This is a genomic window from Anaerofustis stercorihominis (genome assembly GCF_005844425.1).
GTDB lineage: Bacteria > Bacillota > Clostridia > Eubacteriales > Anaerofustaceae > Anaerofustis > Anaerofustis butyriciformans.
Map to the genome: position 1 here is coordinate 143,333 of NZ_SPHL01000001.1, position 20,963 is coordinate 164,295.

Here is a 20,963-nt window from a genome sequence, read left to right on the forward strand (position 1 = left end):
TTATAATTAAATTATAAAACACTCTTTCAGAGTTTTTATATCGCTTCTACTATTAAATCACCCATTTGTCTTGTGCCGACTTCTTTTGTGCCTTCGCTTACTATATCAGGAGTTCTATATCCCATATCAAGAACCTTTGTTACGGCATTTTCGATTGCACTTGCTTCTTCTTCAAGGTTAAATGTATATCTAAGCATCATTGCCATTGAAAGAATTGTTGCAATAGGGTTAGCCATGTTTTTACCTGCAATATCAGGAGCAGAACCGTGAATTGGTTCATACATTCCAAAAGAATTTTCTCCAAGACTTGCTGATGGAAGCATACCAATAGAACCTGTAATTTGGCTTGCTTCATCTGATAAAATATCACCGAACATATTTGATGTTACAATAACGTCAAATTGTTTAGGGTTTCTTACAAGCTGCATAGCTGCATTATCAACATACATATGTGTAACTTCAACTTCCGGATAATCTTTGCTCATTTCTGTTATGATTTTTCTCCAAAGTCTGCTGCTTTCAAGTACGTTTGCTTTATCAATACTTGCAAGTTTTTTGTTTCTTGCCATTGCTGTTTCAAATGCAATTTTACCTATTCTTCTTATTTCCATTTCTGAATAACTTTCTGTGTCGTAAGCTTCGTTTCCGTATTTACCTTCTCTATATCCCCTTTCTCCAAAGTAGATACCGCCTGTAAGTTCTCTTACAACCATAATATCTAAGCTGTCGCCTATAATTTCTTTCTTTATAGGACAAGCATCGCTTAAAGCTTTATGTATTATTGCAGGTCTAAGGTTTGCATATAATCCTAGGGATTCTCTTATGCCAAGTAATGCTTTTTCAGGTCTTTGATCTCCTGGAAGATTATCCCATTTAGGACCTCCCACAGCACCTAAAATAACGCTGTCAGAGTTTTTGCAAAGCTGTACTGTTTCTTTTGGTAGACATTCACCGCAATTGTCGATTGCGTCTCCGCCTGCTCTAACATATGCAAATTTAAATGTATGAGAATATTTTTCTCCTATTTTATTTAGTACTTTTACAGCTTCAGCTGTTACCTCAGGACCTATTCCATCCCCTTTTATTACCGCTAAATTAAATTCCATATTATTCTCCGATCTTTTCCTTTGTATATTCTACAAGTCCGCCTGCCTTCATGATTTTTTGCATGAATTCAGGGAAAGGTTGTGCCTTATATTCTTTGTTTGTTGTTAAGTTTGAAATAATACCTGTGTTAAAATCAACTTTTACTTCATCGCCTGCTTTAATATCATTTGCTGCTTCTTCACATTCAAGAATAGGTAAGCCGATATTTATTGCGTTACGATAGAAGATTCTTGCAAATGTTGATGCTATAACACAAGATACTCCTGCGCATTTAATTGCAAGAGGAGCATGTTCCCTGCTTGAACCACAACCAAAGTTTTTCGTTGCAACGATTATGTCACCCTTATTCATTTTATTTACAAAGTCTTTATCTATATCAATCATACAATATTTTGCAAGTTCATCTCCGCTTGATACATTTAAGTATCTTGCAGGGATTATTACGTCAGTATCTACATTATCACCGTATTTAAATACTTTTCCTTGTGCTTCCATTAAAAATCTCCCTCCATTACTTTTTCTGGGTCAACAATATATCCGGCAACTGCTGATGCTGCTGCAACAGCTGGACTTGATAAGTAAACTTCACTGTCTACATGTCCCATTCTTCCTACGAAGTTTCTGTTTGTTGTTGAAATTGCTTTTTCTCCTGCAGCCAAGATACCCATATGTCCTCCAAGGCATGGTCCACATGTTGGAGTAGAAACAATTGCGCCTGCTTTTATTATATCTTCAACATATCCAAGTTTGATACTATCAAGATAAATTTGTTGTGTTGCAGGGATAACTATTGTTCTTACTTTTTTGTTTACTTTTCTGCCTCTTAAAATATCAGCAGCCATTTTAATATCTTCAAGTCTTCCATTTGTACAAGAACCGATAACTGCTTGATCTACATATACTTTTTCTTCCATAGATTCATCTACTGTTTTTGTATTTTCAGGAAGATGAGGATAAGAAACAGTAGGTCTAAGCTTGCTTAAGTCGATTTCAATAACTTGTTCATATTCAGCATCTTCATCAGCTTCAAATACTTCAAAAGGTTTTGTTGAATGTGCTTTTGCATATTCGATTGTCTTTTCATCAACAGGGAATATACCATTTTTTGCACCTGCTTCTATAGCCATATTAGCCATTGAGAATCTATCATCCATAGACAAATACTTAATTCCATCTCCAACAAATTCCATTGATTTATATAAAGCACCGTCAACACCGATTTTACCAATAATATGTAATATAATGTCTTTACCGCTTATCCATTTTGCAGGTTTGTTTTTTAGTACAAATTTAATTGCTTCAGGAACTTTGAACCATGCTTCACCTGTTGCCATACCTATTGCCATGTCTGTACTTCCAACACCTGTTGAAAATGCTCCAAGGGCTCCGTATGTACAAGTATGAGAGTCTGCTCCGATTATAACTTCTCCGGGAACTACTATTCCTTTTTCAGGTAAAAGTGCATGTTCGATACCCATATCTCCAACATCAAAAAAGTTTTTAACATTCATATCCCAAGCAAAATTTCTACAGCTTTTACATTGTTCAGCTGCTTTGATGTCTTTGTTTGGTGTGAAGTGGTCAAGTACGATTGCTACTTTATTTTCATCAAATACTTTCTTTGCACCGGTTTTTTTGAATTCTTTTAAAGCAACTGCAGTTGTAATGTCGTTACCCATTACAATGTCAAGTTTTGCTTCAATTAATTGTCCTGCAACAACGCTGTCTAAACCTGCGTGTTTTGCAAGGATTTTTTGTGTCATTGTCATTCCCATAATAAATATCTCTCCTTAATTTCTACTTAACAATTTTATTTGCAACACTTACTACGGCATAGAATGAAGATAATGTTATATTACTTGATACTCCTGCTCCGTAGTACATTTTGTGGTTATGTCCTTCAATTTGAATATATGAAATAGCCCTTGCATTTGTACCGTATTCCATAGAGTGTTCTCTATAATCGGTTACTTCCATTTCAATGTTAAATTCATTTTCAAGAGCATGTGTGAATGCATCTATAATACCATTACCAACGCCGCTTATTTCTCTTTCTTCGCCTTTATATTCAATTATAGCTTTGATAGAAACTTCTTCGTCGTGGTCTTTAGTTGTTTCTTTATATTTTATAAGTTTAATAGGATTTTCGTTGTTGATGTATTCTTTTTTGAATATATCAAATATAACTTCCGGTGCAAGGTCACTATGATGTTTATCTGATACTTTTGTTGTAACTTTGCTGAAATCTTTTTGGAATTCTTTAGGAAGATATAATCCATAATTTTGTTCAAGTACGAATGCAACCCCGCCTTTACCAGACTGTGAATTGATACGTACGATTGGGTCGTATGTACCTCCAACGTCTTTTGGGTCGATTGGAAGATAAGGAACTTCCCATATTGTTTGTTTTCTTTCTTCTCTTTTGTTCATTCCTTTTCTTATTGCATCTTGGTGTGAGCCTGAGAATGCAGTGAATACCAATGAACCAACGTAAGGATGTCTTGGGTTTATTTCCATTCTTGTAAGTCTTTCGTACATATCCCCAAGTTCTCTTATTTTTGAAAAGTCAAGTTTAGGGTCTATTCCTTGAGAGAACATATTCATTGCAACAACCATAATGTCACAGTTACCTGTTCTTTCTCCGTTTCCGAAAAGTGTTCCTTCAACTCTGTCTGCTCCTGCCATTAAAGCAAGTTCTGTTGCGGCAACTCCCGTTCCTCTGTCGTTGTGAGCATGAAGACTTAATATAACGTCTTCGCGGTGATGAAGTCTTTCTGAACAATATTCTATTTGGTCTGCATAAATATTGGCAGTTGCCATTTCAACGGTTGATGGAAGATTTATTATAATTTTATTATTTACTTTTCCATGCCATGTATCTATTACTGCATTACAGATTTCAACTGCATAATCCATTTCTGTTCCTGTATAGCTTTCAGGAGAATATTCAAAAGTAAAATCTGTTTCAGGATATTTTTTCATTTCTTCCAAGAATTTCTTAGCGCCTCTTACGGCAATTTGTGTTACTTCTTCTTTACTTGCGTTAAATACTACGTCTCTTTGAAGAACAGAAGTAGAGTTGTAAAGATGTACTATTGCTTTTTTTGCACCTTTTATGGAAGCAAATGTTTTTTCTATTATTTCATCTCTTGATTGTGTAAGAACTTGAATATTTACATCATCGGGAATCATGTCTTTTTCTATTAATGTTCTTACAAATTCAAATTCTGTATCGCTTGCAGCTGGGAAGCTTACTTCGATTTCTTTAAAGCCTATTTCCACAAGTTTGTTATAAAATTCAATTTTTTCATCTAAGCTCATAGGGATTTCAAGAGCTTGGTTTCCGTCTCTTAAGTCAACGCTGCACCATATTGGAGCTTTTTCAATAACTTTATCCGGCCATTTTCTATCAGTTTTTTTCATTGGCGGATATGGTCTGTACTTTTCAAAATTTTTCATATTTTTTACCTCTTTAATTATTTATGAACGCACCTTATTTAAAATTTAACACACTTTTTAGTTGGAATTTGGTATAAAAAAACTTCCGTTCTCAAATAAGAGACGAAAGTTACTAATTCCGCGGTACCACTCTAATTTATTCTTTAGTAAATAAGAATACACTCATTAAAGATACGGGCAGTGTGCCGATATCTCGTCACTGTAACGGGTGACACCCGTTTCCACTTACTCTCCGTAGATTTCAGTAAACCACTCTGAGGCGAGTTCGGTTTTTGTTAAGTACTGTTTTACACCAACCAACAGCTCTCTGCGACTTGTTAAAAAACTTACTATTCCTCTTCTTTGTGTTTAAAGGTATTAAGTTCATATTGATAATAATCTATCACATGAAAAGTTAATTGTCAATAATATTTAGAAAATTCTTTAATTTTTAGATGCATTTTACATTTATTATATTTGTAACATTTAGGGTGTTGAATTTATGAAAATATATAGAAAATTTTATGTGAATTATTTTATTTTTCATTAATGTAAAACAATAAAAAAACACCTTAAAAGGTGTTTAAATTTCTTTTTTTGAGAAAGATGTTTTTACTTGAACGTGGTCGATTTTTCCAAGTCTTCCCGTAAAAGCATTTATTGTATCAGCTTCGCCGATTACGGCAATAGATATAATTGATACATTTTCTCTGTCTAATGGTATTCCCATTCTTCCTCTTATAATATCTTTATAGCTGCTTATTACCTCATTTACTTCTTTTTGTACTTTTTTAGGTTCATCTAGAACCAGACTTATTACTGCTATTCTCATACTTCCTCCTTCATTTACATTTGTTTATGAATTCTTTAATTATTTTTATGCTTGTTTCTTCTTTTTCATAATTGAATTCAGGATGCCACTGAAGTCCCCAAACAAATTTTTTATCCTCTAAATATACTCCTTCTATTAATCCGTCTTTTGAAACTGCCATAGGTTTTAAATCCTCGGCTAAATCTTTTATTGCTTGATGGTGATAACTGTTTACGCCTATTTCATTTAAATTTAAAAGATTATATAAAGGGGTATCTTTTATTATATCCACTTTATGCAAGTTTATGTCGTAAGGCGGCTTTTGTACGTGGTGTAATCCTTTTTGTGTTTGTAAGTCTTGATATAAACTACCTCCAAGAAGAACGTTTATTATTTGTATTCCTCTGCAAATTGCAAGAAGAGGTTTATCTTCTTTTATTATTTCTTCAAATAATATTGTTTCCATTTCATCACGTTCATAACATATATTATGGCATTTTTCTGATTTTTCTTCTTTATACATATTAGGATTTACATCGTGACCGCCGGAAAATAAAAATCCGTTACAGTGCTTTGTAAGTTCTTTAATGTTTTCTTTATTTGTTGTCAGAGGTAACATTATAGGTATTCCGCCGCATTTTTCAATGCTTAACATATATCCAGGAAGCATCCAGTAGCTGTCTTTATATTCGTCAAAAAGCGGTACTATTCCGATTATTGGTTTTTTCATTTTGTCTCCTTTTTATGTCAATGCTTTGGTTTTATAGTTTTAGTTGTATATTTTAGTTAATAATAAAAGAATATCATATATAAAAAAATAATTCCATATTATAAAAATCTATTTTTATAATAAAAATTACATATTTATATTCATTTACTAAATAATAATGGTATGAAAAAGAAATTATTTTTTTGCTTTATTTTTATAGCATTGATATATTTATTTTGTGAAAACTATTCGTGTGAAACATTTGATAGAACTTTCATGATATATATGAATGGTTCTGATTTGGAAAGCGAAGATAAAATTGCAAGCGGAGATTTGAAAGAAATATGTGAAAGTGAAATCCCCAAAGGCAGTAAGGTTTTAATATATACAGGCGGAACAAAGAATTGGAATAATGAAAAAATAAATGAAAATAATAATCAAATATTTGAAATAAAAAACAAAAAACTTCATTTAATTAAGAACCTATCTAAAAAAAGTATGGGAGGCAGTGAAACACTTAGTGAGTTCATTGATTTTTCAATGGGACATTATAAAAGTGATGAAAATATACTGATTTTTTGGAACCATGGAGGAGGAGCAATATCGGGATTTGGTAAAGATGAAAATTTTGATAATGATACGCTTTTGCTTAGTGAACTGAAAAAAGGACTTAAAACTTCATATGAAAATCATAAAACAAAACTGGATATGATTGTTTTTGATGCTTGTTTAATGAGCTCATTGGAAACTGCATATACCATTAAAGACTACTCTAAGTATATGGTCGCAAGCGAAGAGTTTGTTATGGGCTATGGGTTAAATTATAAAAGTATTATTGAAAAATCACAAAACAGAGATATAGAAAGTTTAGGAAGGTTAATTGTTGAAAGCTATTACAAGGAAAGTGTAAGAAAAAATAAAGATAAGATAATAACAATGTCCTTATTAAATTTAGGTAAGGTTGAATCTTTGTATGATAAATTTAATCTTTTACTTGAAAATAGCATAAATGAAAAAGATGTAAATAATCTTAAAGAAGATATTTTAAAGGGGACAATTTTTGGTGGAAGAACCAAAGAAGAAGGGTTCAGTAACATGGTTGATTTCCTTTCTCTTTCAAAAAATATATTTAAAGAAAGTGATTATGAAAATCTTGAAAAACTTATCAATGAAGTTGTTATATATAATAGGAAAGGTTTTTTAAATAATGATGCTTGCGGGGTATCAATTTTCTTTCCTTTGGATTATAATAATAAGACGTTAAATGAGCTTGTGTTGTATGAAAAGTTTAACGCAAATAACTCTTATTGTAAATTTTTAATTAAATACTCTTTAAATGACGATATGAAAAAAAATAAAGATATTTTCAAAGTTAAAAAGATACAAAACAAAAATATTATATATGAAATAACGAAATACAATCAAAGAAGTAATAATAAACCTTTTTATTTAAATGGATATATGCTAACTTGTTATAAAATTGGGACTATAGGTATGAGTGAAATTTATACTTCCCCTATAATATATAATGGTAAGGAAGCAAGTATCAGATTTGAATATAATGTGTATAATAATAAAGTAGGTATATTAGGCGTTGTTATGGGAAGAGGTAACTTAAATATTTCTGAAAAAAAGCTAAATGAGCTGGCTTTTAATGATAAAATATGTATAATAAATTACGAACTTTTAGAGCAAAATGCTGTAAAGATTTTATGCAAAAATGTGCTTAAAGTCACAGAAAACGTCAATATATTACAAATGTAATCAAAATATGAAAAAATTTTCATATTTTTGTAAAAAAAGTATAATGTTTTTTTTCATCTTATAGTATAATATAAAACGTGAACCTAGAAATTTTTTAATAATTCATATAATAAAGGAGAGAAAAAATTGAGAAAAATAGCAGTTTTAACAAGTGGCGGGGATGCTCCCGGTATGAACGCAGCTATTAGAGCTGTTGTTAGAGCAGGAATATATTATGGATTTGAAGTTTATGGTGTACAACAAGGTTATCAAGGTTTAATGGATGATAATATCGTTAAACTTGATGCTTATTCTGTATCAGATAAGATTCAAAGAGGCGGAACTTTTCTTCGTTCTGCAAGATGTTTGGAAATGAAAACCGACGAAGGCTTAAAAAGAGCTGTTGATACATTAAATAGACATGAAATAGAAGGCTTGGTAGTAATCGGAGGAGACGGTTCCTACAGAGGTGCTCAAAAATTAAGCAGAGCAGGAATTAACGTTATCGGAATTCCTGGAACAATTGATAATGATATTTCATGTACTGAATATTCTATAGGATTCGATACAGCAGTAAATACTGCAGTTGACGCAATCAATAAAATCAGAGATACATCTTCTTCTCACAGCAGAGTAAATGTTGTTGAAGTAATGGGAAGAAACAGTGGTTTTATTGCTCTTTATGCAGGTATTGCAGCAGGAGCTGAAGCAATTTTAATTCCTGAAAAAGAATTAAACTTAGATGTTGTTTGTGAAAAAATAAAAGAAGGCTTTAGCCTTGGAAAATATTATGGACTTGTTATTCTTGCCGAAGGAGTTGGACATTACGAAGAATTCTGTGATGTTATTGAAAAATACTCTGGTGTAACAACAAGAGGAACTAACTTAGGATACATACAAAGAGGTGGTTCTCCAACTGCATTTGACAGAATGCTTGCAAGTAAAATGGGTGCTTTAGCTGTTGAATGTTTAAGAGATGGAAAAACAAACAGATGTATGTGTTATCAACATGGAAGATTTTTAGATATGGAAATTGAAGAAGCATTGGCTATGCCATATGTAATTGATGAAGAAGCAAAAAGAATTGCTGAAATGTTAGCAATATAATATAAAAATAAGTTTATGATTAGGAGATGGGCATAAAATTATGAAGAAAACAAAAATTGTATGTACAATAGGTCCTGCAAGTGAAGATAAAAAAATTCTTACACATTTAGTTGCATCAGGTATGAATGTTGCAAGACTTAACTTTTCACATGGGGATTATGAAGAACATCAAGCAAGAATAGACACAATAAAAGAAATCAGAGAAAAATTAAATCAACCAATTGCTATCTTATTAGATACAAAAGGTCCTGAAATTAGAACAAAGAAATTTAAAGACGGTGGAGTATTCTTAAAAGAAGGAAGCATGTTCACTCTTTATGTTGGTGATGAACTTGGAGATGAACATGGTTGTGCTACAACATATGATCATTTAGCAGAAGAACTAAAAAAAGGTGATGTAGTTTTAATCGATGACGGTTTAATTAAATTAACTGTTAGAGAAATTAAAGGAAGCGACGTTGTTTTAAGAGTAGATAACGGTGGCCCTGTAAAAAATCATAAAAGTATAAATATTCCTGGAGTAAATATTAAACTTCCAGCTCTTACTGAAAAAGATACAAATGACTTATTATTTGGTATTAAAAACGATATTGACTTCGTTGCAGCATCTTTTATTAGAAGCAAAGAAGATGTTTTTGCAATAAGAGAAGTTTTAAATAACAATGGTGGAGAAGATATTCATATTATTTCTAAAATTGAAAACAGACAAGGTGTTGACAATATTGATGAAATTATCGAAGCCAGTGATGGAATCATGGTTGCCAGAGGTGACCTTGGGGTAGAAATTCCAGCAGAAGAAGTACCAATCGTACAAAAAGATATCATTAAAAAATGTAACTATGTTGGTAAACCTGTTATTACAGCTACACAAATGCTTGATAGCATGATAAACAACCCAAGAGCTACAAGAGCCGAAGTTACAGACGTATTTAATGCTATTTTTGACGGTACTGACGCAATTATGCTTTCAGGAGAAACTGCTGCCGGTAAATATCCTATTGAAGCAGTTCAAACAATGGGTATTATTGCAGAATCTGCAGAAAGCAAATTAGCAAGTGACTTTAGAACAAGAAGTAAATATGTAAATGATAAGAGTATGACAAGTGCTGTAAGTTTATCAACAGTACAAATTGCAGATTCTCTTAATGCAAAAGCAATTTTAACACCTACAAGTTCTGGTTATACAGCAAGAAGAATTTCTAAACATAGACCAAACTGTGATATAGTTGCTTATACAGATAAAGAATACGTACAAAGAAGACTATCTATAGTATGGGGTGTTGATGCTTATAAAATTGATGTATTCTCAGATGTAGAACTTTTATATAAAGAAGTAATTAACAGTGCAAAAGAACATATGCATGTAAAAGATGGTGATATTGTTGTTATTACAGCTGGTATCCCTCTTGGTGTTAAAGGTACAACAAACTCAATCAGAATTGAAACAGTTGGAGAACATGTTCTTAAAGGGGCTGGTTTAATCAGCGGTAGAGTAAGAAGCAATATCAGAATGTATAATGATGATTTAAAAGATTTTAAAGAAGGTGAAATCTTAGCTCTTACAAAATGCTCAAAAGAAGCTAAACCTTTATTAGAAAAAGCAGGCGGAGTTGTTTATACAGAAAAGGCATTGTTAAATGAATTAGCAATGGAGTTAAGAACAGCAGGTATTCCTGTTTTGGTTGGAGTAGAATCTTTTGAAGGATTTGAAGATAACGATAAAGTTACTCTTGATGCTACAAGAGGTATTCTATATAAAACAAAATAATTAAATAATCTTATAGGGGCGTAACATGAAGACTTATTTAGAAAACGGTAATATAATGAAATTTTTTGTGGATATGTTTTTTGTTACAATTGCATGCATTATTATGGCATTTGCATTTGCAGCATTTTGTATTCCAAATAATATAGCACCGGGTGGGTTTTCAGGTTTAGCTACAGTCCTATATTCTTTTACAGGGGCACCGGTTGGTGTCTCTTCTTTTGTTATGTGTATTCCTTTGTTTATTATTTTATATAAGGATATGGGTGTTATAAATTTTTTAAAGACATTGTATGGTACATTTGTTTTCTCGTTTTTTATAGATTTAATGACGGGAAGATTTAATTTTACAAATGATTTATTTTTAGCATCTGTATTCGGAGGAATAGTTTTTGGTTTTGGGGCAGGCGTATTGTTTAAGTTTAAAGGGACTACAGGTGGAACTGAACTTCTAGCCTTACTTATTCATAGAAAACTTACCCAGATATCTTTAGGTAATTTAATTTTAATAATAGATGGTATTGTAATATTAATTGCCGGTATCGCATTTAAAAATTTTGAAATAATGCTTTATTCTGCAATAAATATTTATGTTGCAACAAAAGTTATAGACTTTATTCAGGAAGGTTCAAGCTATACAAAGGCATTTTATATATTTACTTCATATCCTGAAGATATTAAAAATGCAATTTTTCAAAATCTTGACAGAGGCGTTACTTTCTTAAAGGCAAAAGGCGGATTTACGAATGAAGATAAAGATATTGTCTTTTGTGTTGTAAGCAGAATGGAAGTTGCAGCTTTAAGAGAACTTGTTACTGATATTGATAAAGATGCTTTTGTTATTCTAGCAGAGGTTAGTGAGGTTCTTGGTGAAGGATTTAAGGGTGTAACAGAGGAATAACCATGAAAGAAATAATTATAAATGATGAATATAAAGATATGAGACTGGACAGGTTTGTTACTAAAGTGACAAACCTGTCTAAAGTTGAAATTCAAAAGCTTTTAAGAAAGAAAAAAATCAAGGTAAACGGTAAAAAAGAACAAGGAAGTTACAGAACTAAAAAGCTTGATAAAATTCAGTTTTATATAAATGAAGAATATTTTAAAATAGAAAAAAAAGTAAAAGCCGTAAATACAAATAAACTAGATATTATTTATGAAGATGAAAATATTATTATTGTAAATAAACCGGCAGGTATTTTATCTCAAGGAAACGGGAGCAATAAAGCGGATATTGTAAGTATGCTTAAAAGCTATTTGAATACAAATACTACCGGAATAATAACGAGGCTTGATCTTAATACAAGTGGTATAGTAATTGCAGGTAAAAACAGAAGAAGTTTAATGTTATTAAATGAAATATCAAAGAAAAATTTAATTGATAAAAGATATTTAACTTTGGTTTATGGTGAATTTAAAAATGAAGGTAAAGTAACTCTTTATGGAATAAAAGATAGAAAACAAAACAAATTAATTTTAAATAAAGAAAAAATAAACGGTGCATTTGAAGTAAGCGCCTTTTTTAAAATAAAGAAAAAATATAAGGATTATACTTTACTTGAAGTAAAACTTATTACAGGGAAAAGTCATCAAATTAGAGCTCAGCTTAATGCCTTAGGATACAGTGTAATAGGTGACAGAAAATATAACGATAATAAGAAAACAAACTCAAATATAACTTTAAACAGACAGTTTTTACATTGTTATAAAGTAACAATAGATTATGATGAAAAATATAAAGATATAATTAATGAAAAAAAACAGTTTAATGCTCCTCTTCCAAAAGATCTTGAAAAAGTTATAAGTTTATTGGAAAAAACAGATAAATTTTGATAATTTATTTTAAAATTATATTTTATAATTTTATTTGTTAAATTATGATATTTATTGGAGTGATTATATGTATATAAGCAGAAAAAAGAAGATAATTTTTATCGTTTCTTTTGTTGTATTTCTTTTATTTATTGTTTTTGCATCGAATGTTTTTAAATCAGATAAATTATTACCTATAAATAAGGATATTGAAGCAGGGGAGAATATAGATACTTTATCTCTTGTAAAATTAGGTGATGATTATAAAAACTATATTGTTAGTGCAAAGAGTGAAAAGATAACGCTAAATAAAACAGGAAAAACAACAATTACATATTACATAAGAAAAAACGGTGAAAGCAAAAAGGAAAAATTTGAAGTATCATTTAATGTAGTTGATACTACTCCTCCTGATATAAAAACCGAAGATGTGTTAAGTGTTGCTTATGGCAGTGAATTTAATATAAAAAATTTGGTTAGTGTGTATGATAATGTTGATGAGAGGATAAATGATATTGATGTAAGTGGAGAAGTTAATACAAAAAAATTAGGACAATATAAGATTACTGTTACAGCAAAAGACAGCAGTAAAAACACCGCAGAAAAAGAAATTTTGGTATCAGTGGTAAATCCATATTTACCATATGAAGATATTTCTTCAATTAGCGGTAAATGGTTAAATAAAGAAGATGATTTGATTTTGAGCTTTTTTAATAACTACGGAAGAGCTAAATATTCTGTTAGTGTGAAAGGTGAATTATCAAATTATAACGGATTTGTAAGCAGTATAGATGTAAACGGAAATAAAATAACTCTTGTTTTAAGTTATAATGCTTCAAATTGGCAAGAAGGAGAAAGTCCTGATTATAAATTTGCTAAAATGGTTTTAATAAAAGATGATAATAAATTAACCTTAAAAAGCTTTATGAAATATAAAGATATTGATTTTTCTTATGCCGGAGAAAGTTGGCAAGAAGTAGATGAAAAATACACAAATTAAAAAAGACCCGTTAGGGTCTTTTTTTATAATCCTAAATTATCGTCATTTAAGAAAAATACTTTAATTCTGTCTTTATTTTTTTGATATCCAGTCAAAGTATAGAAAATACATATTTTGTCATCACTCTTGCAGTTAGCACATCTTCCAAGTTCTCTGCAAGGAGTCTTCATATCAAGTCTTTCACAGTTCATTGGACCTGTTTGTTCTTTTACTCTGTCGATTGCAGCATCTACACTTGATACGATTTTATTAGGACTTGCTATAATTATTACATGTTCAGGTCCGTAAATTAAAGCTGAAACTCTGTTTCCTGTTCCGTCAACGTTATATAATTCACCGTTAACAGTTATTGCATTGGAGCTCATAAAATAGTAGTCAACAAAATTTGCTTCCATTGCGATTTTTCTTGCTTCTTCTTTTGAGTTAGCTTCTTTCTTTCTGTCTTTAAAGTCATAACTTTGAATAAGTTCGCTTAAGCCTTCCACTTGTTTGATAGTATAGCTTCCGCCCATTGCAGTTGTTGAGCCTTCAGGGATAAGTTCCCTAACTGCATTTAAAAGTTCATCTTTACTATCAAATAATCTTGCGTCAATATTGTTTTTCTTTAAAGCTTTAATTGTTGTTAAAATTTTCTTTTCATTAATTTTCTTTATGCTGCCGATATAATCCATTTTTTTATCTCCTTTTATTCTTCGGATAATTCTTCCTCATCTTGAGATGGGGCTTTTGCAATTGTTGCGATGTTTACATCTTCATCAAGTTTCATTACTTTAACGCCTGATGTGCTTCTTCCCATTTGAGATATTCCGCTTACATCAATTCTAATAACTGTTCCGTCATCACTTATAAGCATTATATCGTCTTTTTCTTTTTCCACTACGCACATTCCTGCAAGGTTACCTGTTTTGCCTGTGATTTTATAGTTAAGCACGCCTTTTCCGGCTCTTCCTTGTGTAGGATATAAATTAGCTTTTGTAATTTTTCCAAATCCTTTTTCTGTAATAGAAAGTACGTATCTGTCATTCTTAGCAATGTCCATTCCGATTACGAAGTCATTTTCTTTAAGAGTAATACCTTTAACACCTCTTGATACTCTACCAATTGGTCTGATATCTTCTTCTTTGAATTTGATTGCAACACCTTTATGAGTTCCAAGTATTACTTCTTGGTGTCCGTCTGTTAGGCATACTCCAATAAGTTCGTCGTCTTCTGCTAAGTTAATTCCGATAATTCCGTTCTTTCTTGAAGAGTCATATTCAGTTAGGCTTGTCTTTTTAAAGATACCGTTTCTTGTTGCCATTAGAAGGAATTCGTCGTCTTTAAATTCTTTTATAGGTATAACAGCGGTTATTTTTTCGCCTGGATCAAGAGCTAAAAGATTTACTATTGCAGTTCCTTTTGCTGTTCTTGATGCTTCAGGAAGTTCATAGCCTTTAAGTCTATATACTTTACCTTTGTTTGTAAAGAACATAATGTAGTGATGTGTTGTAGTAAAGAATAGATGTTTTACGAAGTCATTTTCTCTTGTAGATAAAGCCGTAACACCTCTTCCACCTCTCTTTTGAGCTTTATATGTGTTTGCAGGAAGTCTTTTTACATAACCTACGTGAGTTATTGTAACTACAATATCTTCTTCTTCGATTAAGTCTTCCATGTCAAAATCTTCATCATCAGCTTCAAAAGCTGTTCTTCTTTCATCGTTGTATTTACCTTTGATTTCAAGAAGTTCTTCTTTTATGATATTCATAACCAAATCTTCGCTTGCAAGAACGCTTTCTAAGTATTCTATTGTTTTAAGAAGTTCAGCATATTCATTTTCAAGTTTTTCTCTTTCAAGTCCTTGCAATCTTCTAAGTCTCATATCGACGATTGCTTTTGCTTGTACTTCAGAAAGTTCAAAGCGTTCCATAAGTTTTAATTCAGCATCGTTGTAACTTGCTCTGATGATTTTGATTATTTCATCAATATTGTCAAGAGCAATAAGAAGCCCTTCAACAATATGAGCTCTTGCTTTTGCTTTCTTTAAATCATATTCTGTTCTTCTTACGATTATTTCTTTTTGGTGATTTAGGTAATGAACCAAGATTTCTTTTAGGTTAAGAACTTTAGGTTGGTTGTTTACAAGAGCAAGCATTATTACGCCGAATGTATCTTGTAGTTGTGTATATTTATATAACTGATTTAAGATGATTGAAGCATTAACGTCTTTTCTTAAATCAATTGCAACCCTAATTCCGTTTCTGTCTGATTCATCTCTGATATCTGAAATTCCAACAACTTTTTTGTCTCTTACCAAGTCGGCAATTTTTTCAACAAGTTTTGATTTGTTAACCATATAAGGAATTTCTGTAATGACAATTCTTTGTCTTGTTTTACTTATTTCTTCTATATGAGTTTTACTTCTTAATTTAATTCTTCCTCTACCTGTTGTGTATGCGTTGTAAATACCGCTTTTACCCATAATGATTCCGCCTGTAGGGAAGTCGGGACCTTTGATATATTTAATAAGATCGTTTATTTCTATGTTTTCATCGTCTATTAAAGCAACAATTGCATCTATTACTTCTCCTAAGTTATGAGGAGGGATGTTTGTTGCCATACCAACGGCGATACCGTTAGAGCCGTTTACAAGAAGATTTGGGAATCTACTTGGAAGAACTACAGGTTCTTTAAGAGTTTCATCAAAGTTAGGTATATAATCTACTGTTTCTTTGTTTATGTCTCTTAACATTTCTCCTGTAAGTTTTGTCATTTTTGCTTCGGTATAACGCATAGCCGCTTGGCTGTCGCCGTCGATTGAACCGAAGTTACCGTGACCGTCTACAAGAGGATATCTTGTAGAGAAATCTTGGGCAAGTCTAACCATTGCATCATAAATTGCGCTGTCACCATGAGGGTGATATTTACCCATTGTATCCCCAACGATTCTGGCACTTTTTCTAAAAGGTTTATCGTAGGTTAAGTTAAGTTCTGCCATAGAATATAAAATTCTTCTATGAACTGGTTTTAAACCATCTCTTACATCCGGAAGGGCTCTTCCGACAATTACGCTCATGGCATAATCTATATAAGAGGTTTGCATTTCTTGTACTATGTCACGTGTTTCTATTTTTCCATGAATATCTTGAATTTCTTCTTTTTTCGCCATATTTTATACCTCCTATATATCTAGATTTTTAACTTTTCTTGCGTTTTCTGTGATGAAGTCTTTTCTTGGTTGAACTTGGTCTCCCATAAGGATAGAGAAAATTTCATCAGCATAAGCTGCATCATCAATTGTAACTTGTAATAAAGTTCTGTTTTCAGGGTTCATTGTTGTATCCCAAAGTTGTTCCCCGTTCATTTCCCCAAGACCTTTATATCTTTGAAGACCTATTTTATCTCTTCCGATTTCGCTTAATTTTTCTTCAAGTTCTTCATCTGAGTATAGGTACCATACTTTCTTTTGTTTTTCAAGTTTATATAAAGGGGGCTGCGCTATATAAACATACCCTGCGTCGATAAGACCTCTCATATAACGATAGAAGAATGTAAGAAGTAATGTTCTGATATGAGCACCATCGACGTCGGCATCGGTCATGATTACAATTTTGTGATATCTTGCTTTTTCAATGTCGAATTCGTCTGAAATACCTGTACCAAAAGCAGTAATCATAGAACGGATAGTATCTGCATTTAGCATTCTGTCAAGTCTTGCTTTTTCTACATTTAAAATTTTACCTCTAAGGGGTAAGATAGCTTGAGTTTTTGGGTTTCTTCCCAGTTTTGCACTACCACCCGCACTATCCCCTTCCACAAGGTATATTTCACATTTTGCAGGGTCTTTTTCTCTGCAGTCGGCAAGTTTTCCAGGTAATGCTGTACTTTCAAGTACACTCTTTCTTCTTACAAGGTCTTTTGCCTTTCTTGCTGCTTTTCTTGCTCTTTGAGCAGTTAAAGCTTTTTCAACAATTATCTTAGCTTCTTGAGGATGTTCTTCAAGGTAAGCTGTGATGTTATCTCCAACCGTAGTATCAACATATCCTCTTACTTCAGGGTTACCAAGTTTTGTTTTGGTTTGTCCTTCAAATTCTGGATCAGAAATTTTTACGCTGATTACAACAGTAAGACCTTCTCTTATGTCATCTCCGGAAAGATTTTCTTCGTTTTCTTTTAAGATAGAATATTTTCTTGCATATGCATTGATACTTCTTGTTAAGGCTGTTTTAAAGCCGTTTACATGCATACCGCCTTCAACGGTATTGATGTTGTTTGCAAAAGAATATATACTTTCGCTGAAACTTGTTGTATACTGCATAGCAACATCTAAAAGGCAAACATCGCTTTCTTTTTCAAAATATATTATTTCATTTGTAAGTTTTTCTTTGCCTCTGTTTGCGTATTCTACAAACTCTATGATACCACCTTCATAATGGAAAGTTTCTTCTTGTTCTTTGCCTTCTCTTTCATCTTTTAAAGTGATTTTTAATCCTTTATTTAAGAAAGCAAGTTCTCTTATTCTGTGTTTTAAAGTATCATAGTTATATACAAGTTCAGAGAAAATTTCATAGTCTGGTTTAAAGAACACAGTTGTACCTGTTTCTTTAGTTTTTCCTATAACTTCAAGTTTTGTTATAGGTTTACCTCTTTCATATTTTTGCTGATGTATTTGACCGTTTTGATATACTGTAACGGTTAAATGCTCTGACAATGCGTTAACAACCGATACCCCAACACCGTGTAAACCTCCGGATACTTTATATGTACCAGAATCAAATTTACCACCTGCATGAAGTATTGTAAGGGCAATTTCAACGGCACTTTTTTTGTATTTAGGATTCATTCCTGTAGGGATACCTCTACCGTCGTCTTTTACGGTGATTGTATCTCCTTCACCTATTGTTACAACTATATTTTTACAAAAACCGGCTAATGCTTCATCCACACTGTTGTCTATGATTTCATATACAAGGTGATGAAGACCTTTTTCTCCTGTACTACCAATGTACATACCCGGTCTTTTTCTAACAGCTTCCAGACCTTCCAGTACTTTTATTTTACTGGCATCATAATTATTATTATCTTGTTTGGCCACTGGTTACCTCCTTTAAATTCCCATTTTCAATTTTATATATTTTATAATCATTTATATCTTCTAAAAAAGAATGATTGACACAAGTTATAAATGATTGCGTGTCCTTTATTAAGTTTAATATTTGTTTTTGTCTGAATTTATCTAAATCGCTCATTACATCGTCAAGAAGTACTATCGGATAGTCTTCAAATTTGTCATAAAGTAATTTTATTAAGGATAATTTCATACAAAGGGCAATGCTTCTTTGTTGTCCTTGAGATGCAAATTTTTTTGTATCCAAGTCATTTATAAAAATGTTTATGTCGTCATGATGTATTCCGACAGTTGTTGTTCCTCTTGATAGATCCTCTTTTCTTGCTTTTTTTAGAGCATTTTTATACATTAGCTTTATATCAGTTAAGTCACTGTTTTTTAGTACATTTGAAGAATAGAAAAATTTAATATTTTCATTTTTGCATACTTCTTTATTTAGATTATCTGTAATTTTTTCTATTTTCTTTAAAACATTTATTCTTGTTTTTATGATGTCGCTTCCTATTGTGTATAAGGTTTCATCATATACATCCAGTAAACTTGAAGCAATGTTTCTTTTTGTGTAATCTTTTAAAATAGTATTTCTTTGTTTTAAAGCTTTATTGTATTTTCTTAAAGCACTATGATAGGCAGGAAAAATAAGGCTTATACTTTCATCTAGGAATTTTCGTCTGTCCTTTGGATATCCTTTTATAATTTTTAAATCTTCAGGAGTAAACAAAACTATATTGTATTCTTTTAAAAGTTCTGTTCTTGTTTTTACGGGGGTAGAATTAATTTCATATTTTCTTTTTTCTTTAATAGTGAGTTTTACGTTTGTATCTATGTCATCTTCCTTTTTTACATTTGCCGAAACTATGCAAAATTCGCTATCTTGTTTTATGAAATTAAGAGTGCTTTTTTCTCTATGAGAAATTCCGTTTAAAGTCAAAGAAAGGGCCTCTAAAAAATTAGTTTTGCCCTGTGCGTTTTCCCCATAAAAAATATTATATTTTTTATTAAAGGACGTATTAATTTTTTCAATATTCCTAAAATTTGTTATATCAATATTTTCTATATACATAAAAAAACCCCTTTAGGATTTATACTGTAATTATAGCATAAAATGGGGTTTTTTCATAGGATTTAATCAAAATATGAGGGATATTTTAATTAAAAAACAAATGTGAATTTTTTGTTTTATAATGTGTTAAATTAATACAAAATATTTTGACATGAGAATGTTTTGATATATAATAAAGATAATTTATTTTTACTAATCGGAGAGAATTATAATATGAAAAATTTTTTAAAACAAGTTAACTTATTTTACGGAGTAGTAATACTTCTGATTTCAATTTTATTTTTACGCCCAAGTTTAATTGGGCAAATAAATCCAGAACAGTTAAAGGTGTATTTAAATATTCAAATATACTACGCTATAGGATTACTTGCAGCTTTGATTTCTTTGGTATTTATGAATTATATTTATACAAAGGTAAAGTATGGAGTAATTAAAAGTGTTGATGATATTAGATACATAAAACCAAGAAGAATCATGTTCTTTTTCATGGCAATAGCCGTAATAACATTTTTAGGAACATTTTGTTATGAGTTCCCTAAACTATCAGGACTAGTTGATGTTGGTTTTGTTGGAATTCTTTTAGGTAAATCTACATTTTCATATTCTATATGGGGTATGTTTGTTAGTGCTGTTATAGTGCTTTATGTAATGTTTTTTACAAAGTCTCTTGAAAATGAGCTTCCAAGACGCAGAAGATCAAAACAAAAAGTTAAAGTCGATATGAATGACTTCTTTAGTATTTTTATCCCTCATATACCTGCTTTAATAAACTTAATTGTTCTTGTTGTATTCTTTGTTGGAATGAGAAACTTGTTGTAAAAGGTATTTTTTGTTTGTTAACTAAATCATAAATTTTAACAAAATATATTTTATTAAGTTTTTATTATGGTATAATAAAGTCAAATATAAGGTTATAAGGAGAAGATTAATGTACGCTAAAAAGACAGATAATATAGGAGATGTAAATATCTCTACTGAAATTATTGAACAAATGGTAGGGCTTTGTGCAATGGAATGTTTTGGTATTGTAGGAATGGCAAGCAGAAGCGTAACCAATGGTATTATAGAACTTTTAAAGAAAGAAAACCTTAGAAAAGGTGTAAAAGTTGTTGAAGAAGATGGCAGACTTATAATAGATATTTACGTTATTGTTGAATTTGGCGTGAAAATTGTTACGGTTGCAGAAAATCTTATTGATACCGTAAAATATAATGTTGAAAAACAAACGGGACTAAAAATCAAAAAAATCAATGTTCACGTTCAAAGCGTTAGAGCTAATCAATAAAATAACGGTGAGGTAA

The 20,963-nt window shown here is 31.2% G+C and carries 18 protein-coding genes and 1 other annotated feature; of the genes, 8 read left to right on the forward strand and 10 right to left on the reverse strand.

Annotated elements, in window-relative coordinates; genetic code table 11:
• Positions 1-35: 35 nt before the first annotated feature.
• From leuB to FGQ49_RS00760, 6 genes are all read right to left on the reverse strand, one after another.
• On the reverse strand, positions 36-1,106 hold the full coding sequence (leuB, locus tag FGQ49_RS00735; RefSeq protein ID WP_138268000.1) for a 3-isopropylmalate dehydrogenase: 1,071 nt from the start codon (positions 1,104-1,106) through the stop codon (positions 36-38).
• 1 nt (position 1,107) lies between these two features.
• The gene (leuD, locus tag FGQ49_RS00740; RefSeq protein ID WP_138268001.1) at positions 1,108-1,602 is read right to left on the reverse strand and encodes a 3-isopropylmalate dehydratase small subunit; all 495 of its coding nucleotides are present in this window, start codon (positions 1,600-1,602) and stop codon (positions 1,108-1,110) included.
• On the reverse strand, positions 1,602-2,882 hold the full coding sequence (gene leuC / locus FGQ49_RS00745; RefSeq protein WP_138268002.1) for a 3-isopropylmalate dehydratase large subunit: 1,281 nt from the start codon (positions 2,880-2,882) through the stop codon (positions 1,602-1,604). The genes leuD and leuC overlap by 1 nt, the downstream gene beginning before the upstream one ends.
• A 22-nt stretch (positions 2,883-2,904) precedes the next feature.
• Positions 2,905-4,566: a 2-isopropylmalate synthase gene (leuA, locus tag FGQ49_RS00750; RefSeq protein WP_138268003.1), complete on the reverse strand. Its 1,662-nt coding sequence runs from the start codon at positions 4,564-4,566 to the stop codon at positions 2,905-2,907.
• 95 nt (positions 4,567-4,661) lie between these two features.
• Positions 4,662-4,918, reverse strand: a binding site (T-box leader).
• Positions 4,919-5,128: 210 nt separating this feature from the next.
• Positions 5,129-5,377 (reverse strand): TM1266 family iron-only hydrogenase system putative regulator, encoded by a 249-nt coding sequence (locus FGQ49_RS00755; RefSeq protein WP_138268004.1) that lies wholly within the window; start codon positions 5,375-5,377, stop codon positions 5,129-5,131.
• A 10-nt stretch (positions 5,378-5,387) separates the two neighbouring features.
• Positions 5,388-6,086 (reverse strand): gamma-glutamyl-gamma-aminobutyrate hydrolase family protein, encoded by a 699-nt coding sequence (locus tag FGQ49_RS00760; RefSeq protein WP_138268005.1) that lies wholly within the window; start codon positions 6,084-6,086, stop codon positions 5,388-5,390.
• A gap of 255 nt (positions 6,087-6,341) precedes the next feature.
• Between FGQ49_RS00760 and FGQ49_RS00765 the strand changes: the two genes are divergently transcribed.
• The 6 genes from FGQ49_RS00765 to FGQ49_RS00790 all read left to right on the forward strand — a co-directional run bounded on the left by FGQ49_RS00765 (position 6,342) and on the right by FGQ49_RS00790 (position 13,492).
• Entirely contained in the window at positions 6,342-7,829 is a 1,488-nt protein-coding gene (locus FGQ49_RS00765) for a clostripain-related cysteine peptidase (RefSeq protein WP_171020545.1), read from the forward strand.
• A gap of 126 nt (positions 7,830-7,955) precedes the next feature.
• Positions 7,956-8,915 (forward strand): 6-phosphofructokinase, encoded by a 960-nt coding sequence (gene pfkA / locus FGQ49_RS00770; RefSeq protein ID WP_138268007.1) that lies wholly within the window; start codon positions 7,956-7,958, stop codon positions 8,913-8,915.
• A gap of 40 nt (positions 8,916-8,955) precedes the next feature.
• On the forward strand, positions 8,956-10,683 hold the full coding sequence (gene pyk, locus FGQ49_RS00775) for a pyruvate kinase (protein WP_138268008.1): 1,728 nt from the start codon (positions 8,956-8,958) through the stop codon (positions 10,681-10,683).
• 25 nt (positions 10,684-10,708) lie between these two features.
• Positions 10,709-11,581, forward strand: a complete 873-nt coding sequence (locus tag FGQ49_RS00780) for a YitT family protein (protein WP_207669777.1) — start codon at positions 10,709-10,711, stop codon at positions 11,579-11,581.
• 2 nt (positions 11,582-11,583) lie between these two features.
• Entirely contained in the window at positions 11,584-12,513 is a 930-nt protein-coding gene (locus FGQ49_RS00785; RefSeq protein ID WP_138268009.1) for an RluA family pseudouridine synthase, read from the forward strand.
• A 67-nt stretch (positions 12,514-12,580) separates the two neighbouring features.
• Positions 12,581-13,492, forward strand: coding sequence for an immunoglobulin-like domain-containing protein (locus FGQ49_RS00790; protein WP_138268010.1), 912 nt, complete (start codon positions 12,581-12,583; stop codon positions 13,490-13,492).
• Between the two features lie 23 nt (positions 13,493-13,515).
• On the opposite strand, the gene FGQ49_RS00795 is transcribed toward FGQ49_RS00790, so the two are convergent.
• From FGQ49_RS00795 to recF, 4 genes are read right to left on the reverse strand one after another with little or no spacing between them, the layout of a single operon-like run.
• The gene (locus FGQ49_RS00795; RefSeq protein ID WP_138268011.1) at positions 13,516-14,163 is read right to left on the reverse strand and encodes a lactate utilization protein; all 648 of its coding nucleotides are present in this window, start codon (positions 14,161-14,163) and stop codon (positions 13,516-13,518) included.
• 14 nt (positions 14,164-14,177) lie between these two features.
• Entirely contained in the window at positions 14,178-16,640 is a 2,463-nt protein-coding gene (gene gyrA / locus FGQ49_RS00800) for a DNA gyrase subunit A (protein WP_138268012.1), read from the reverse strand.
• Between the two features lie 12 nt (positions 16,641-16,652).
• Positions 16,653-18,566, reverse strand: coding sequence for a DNA topoisomerase (ATP-hydrolyzing) subunit B (gene gyrB / locus FGQ49_RS00805; protein WP_138268013.1), 1,914 nt, complete (start codon positions 18,564-18,566; stop codon positions 16,653-16,655).
• Positions 18,550-19,662, reverse strand: coding sequence for a DNA replication/repair protein RecF (recF, locus tag FGQ49_RS00810; protein ID WP_138268014.1), 1,113 nt, complete (start codon positions 19,660-19,662; stop codon positions 18,550-18,552). The genes gyrB and recF overlap by 17 nt, the downstream gene beginning before the upstream one ends.
• Before the next feature lie 213 nt (positions 19,663-19,875).
• On the opposite strand from recF, the gene FGQ49_RS00815 reads away from it, so the two are divergent.
• On the forward strand, positions 19,876-20,481 hold the full coding sequence (locus FGQ49_RS00815) for a hypothetical protein (RefSeq protein ID WP_138268015.1): 606 nt from the start codon (positions 19,876-19,878) through the stop codon (positions 20,479-20,481).
• Positions 20,482-20,590: 109 nt separating this feature from the next.
• The gene (locus FGQ49_RS00820; protein WP_138268016.1) at positions 20,591-20,947 is read left to right on the forward strand and encodes an Asp23/Gls24 family envelope stress response protein; all 357 of its coding nucleotides are present in this window, start codon (positions 20,591-20,593) and stop codon (positions 20,945-20,947) included.
• Positions 20,948-20,963 lie beyond the last annotated feature (16 nt).

Bases quoted from the DNA above. Each gene is read 5' to 3' on its own strand.
- FGQ49_RS00795 (WP_138268011.1), bottom strand. From the start codon at position 14,163: ATGGATTATATCGGCAGCATAAAGAAAATTAATGAAAAGAAAATTTTA.
- FGQ49_RS00820 (WP_138268016.1), top strand. From the start codon at position 20,591: ATGTACGCTAAAAAGACAGATAATATAGGAGATGTAAATATCTCTACT.
- leuB (WP_138268000.1), bottom strand. From the start codon at position 1,106: ATGGAATTTAATTTAGCGGTAATAAAAGGGGATGGAATAGGTCCTGAG.
- leuC (WP_138268002.1), bottom strand. From the start codon at position 2,882: ATGGGAATGACAATGACACAAAAAATCCTTGCAAAACACGCAGGTTTA.
- pyk (WP_138268008.1), top strand. From the start codon at position 8,956: ATGAAGAAAACAAAAATTGTATGTACAATAGGTCCTGCAAGTGAAGAT.
- leuD (WP_138268001.1), bottom strand. From the start codon at position 1,602: ATGGAAGCACAAGGAAAAGTATTTAAATACGGTGATAATGTAGATACT.
- FGQ49_RS00765 (WP_171020545.1), top strand. From the start codon at position 6,342: ATGATATATATGAATGGTTCTGATTTGGAAAGCGAAGATAAAATTGCA.
- FGQ49_RS00760 (WP_138268005.1), bottom strand. From the start codon at position 6,086: ATGAAAAAACCAATAATCGGAATAGTACCGCTTTTTGACGAATATAAA.
- FGQ49_RS00755 (WP_138268004.1), bottom strand. From the start codon at position 5,377: ATGAGAATAGCAGTAATAAGTCTGGTTCTAGATGAACCTAAAAAAGTA.
- FGQ49_RS00780 (WP_207669777.1), top strand. From the start codon at position 10,709: ATGAAGACTTATTTAGAAAACGGTAATATAATGAAATTTTTTGTGGAT.
- leuA (WP_138268003.1), bottom strand. From the start codon at position 4,566: ATGAAAAATTTTGAAAAGTACAGACCATATCCGCCAATGAAAAAAACT.
- FGQ49_RS00790 (WP_138268010.1), top strand. From the start codon at position 12,581: ATGTATATAAGCAGAAAAAAGAAGATAATTTTTATCGTTTCTTTTGTT.
- gyrA (WP_138268012.1), bottom strand. From the start codon at position 16,640: ATGGCGAAAAAAGAAGAAATTCAAGATATTCATGGAAAAATAGAAACA.
- recF (WP_138268014.1), bottom strand. From the start codon at position 19,662: ATGTATATAGAAAATATTGATATAACAAATTTTAGGAATATTGAAAAA.
- FGQ49_RS00815 (WP_138268015.1), top strand. From the start codon at position 19,876: ATGAAAAATTTTTTAAAACAAGTTAACTTATTTTACGGAGTAGTAATA.
- FGQ49_RS00785 (WP_138268009.1), top strand. From the start codon at position 11,584: ATGAAAGAAATAATTATAAATGATGAATATAAAGATATGAGACTGGAC.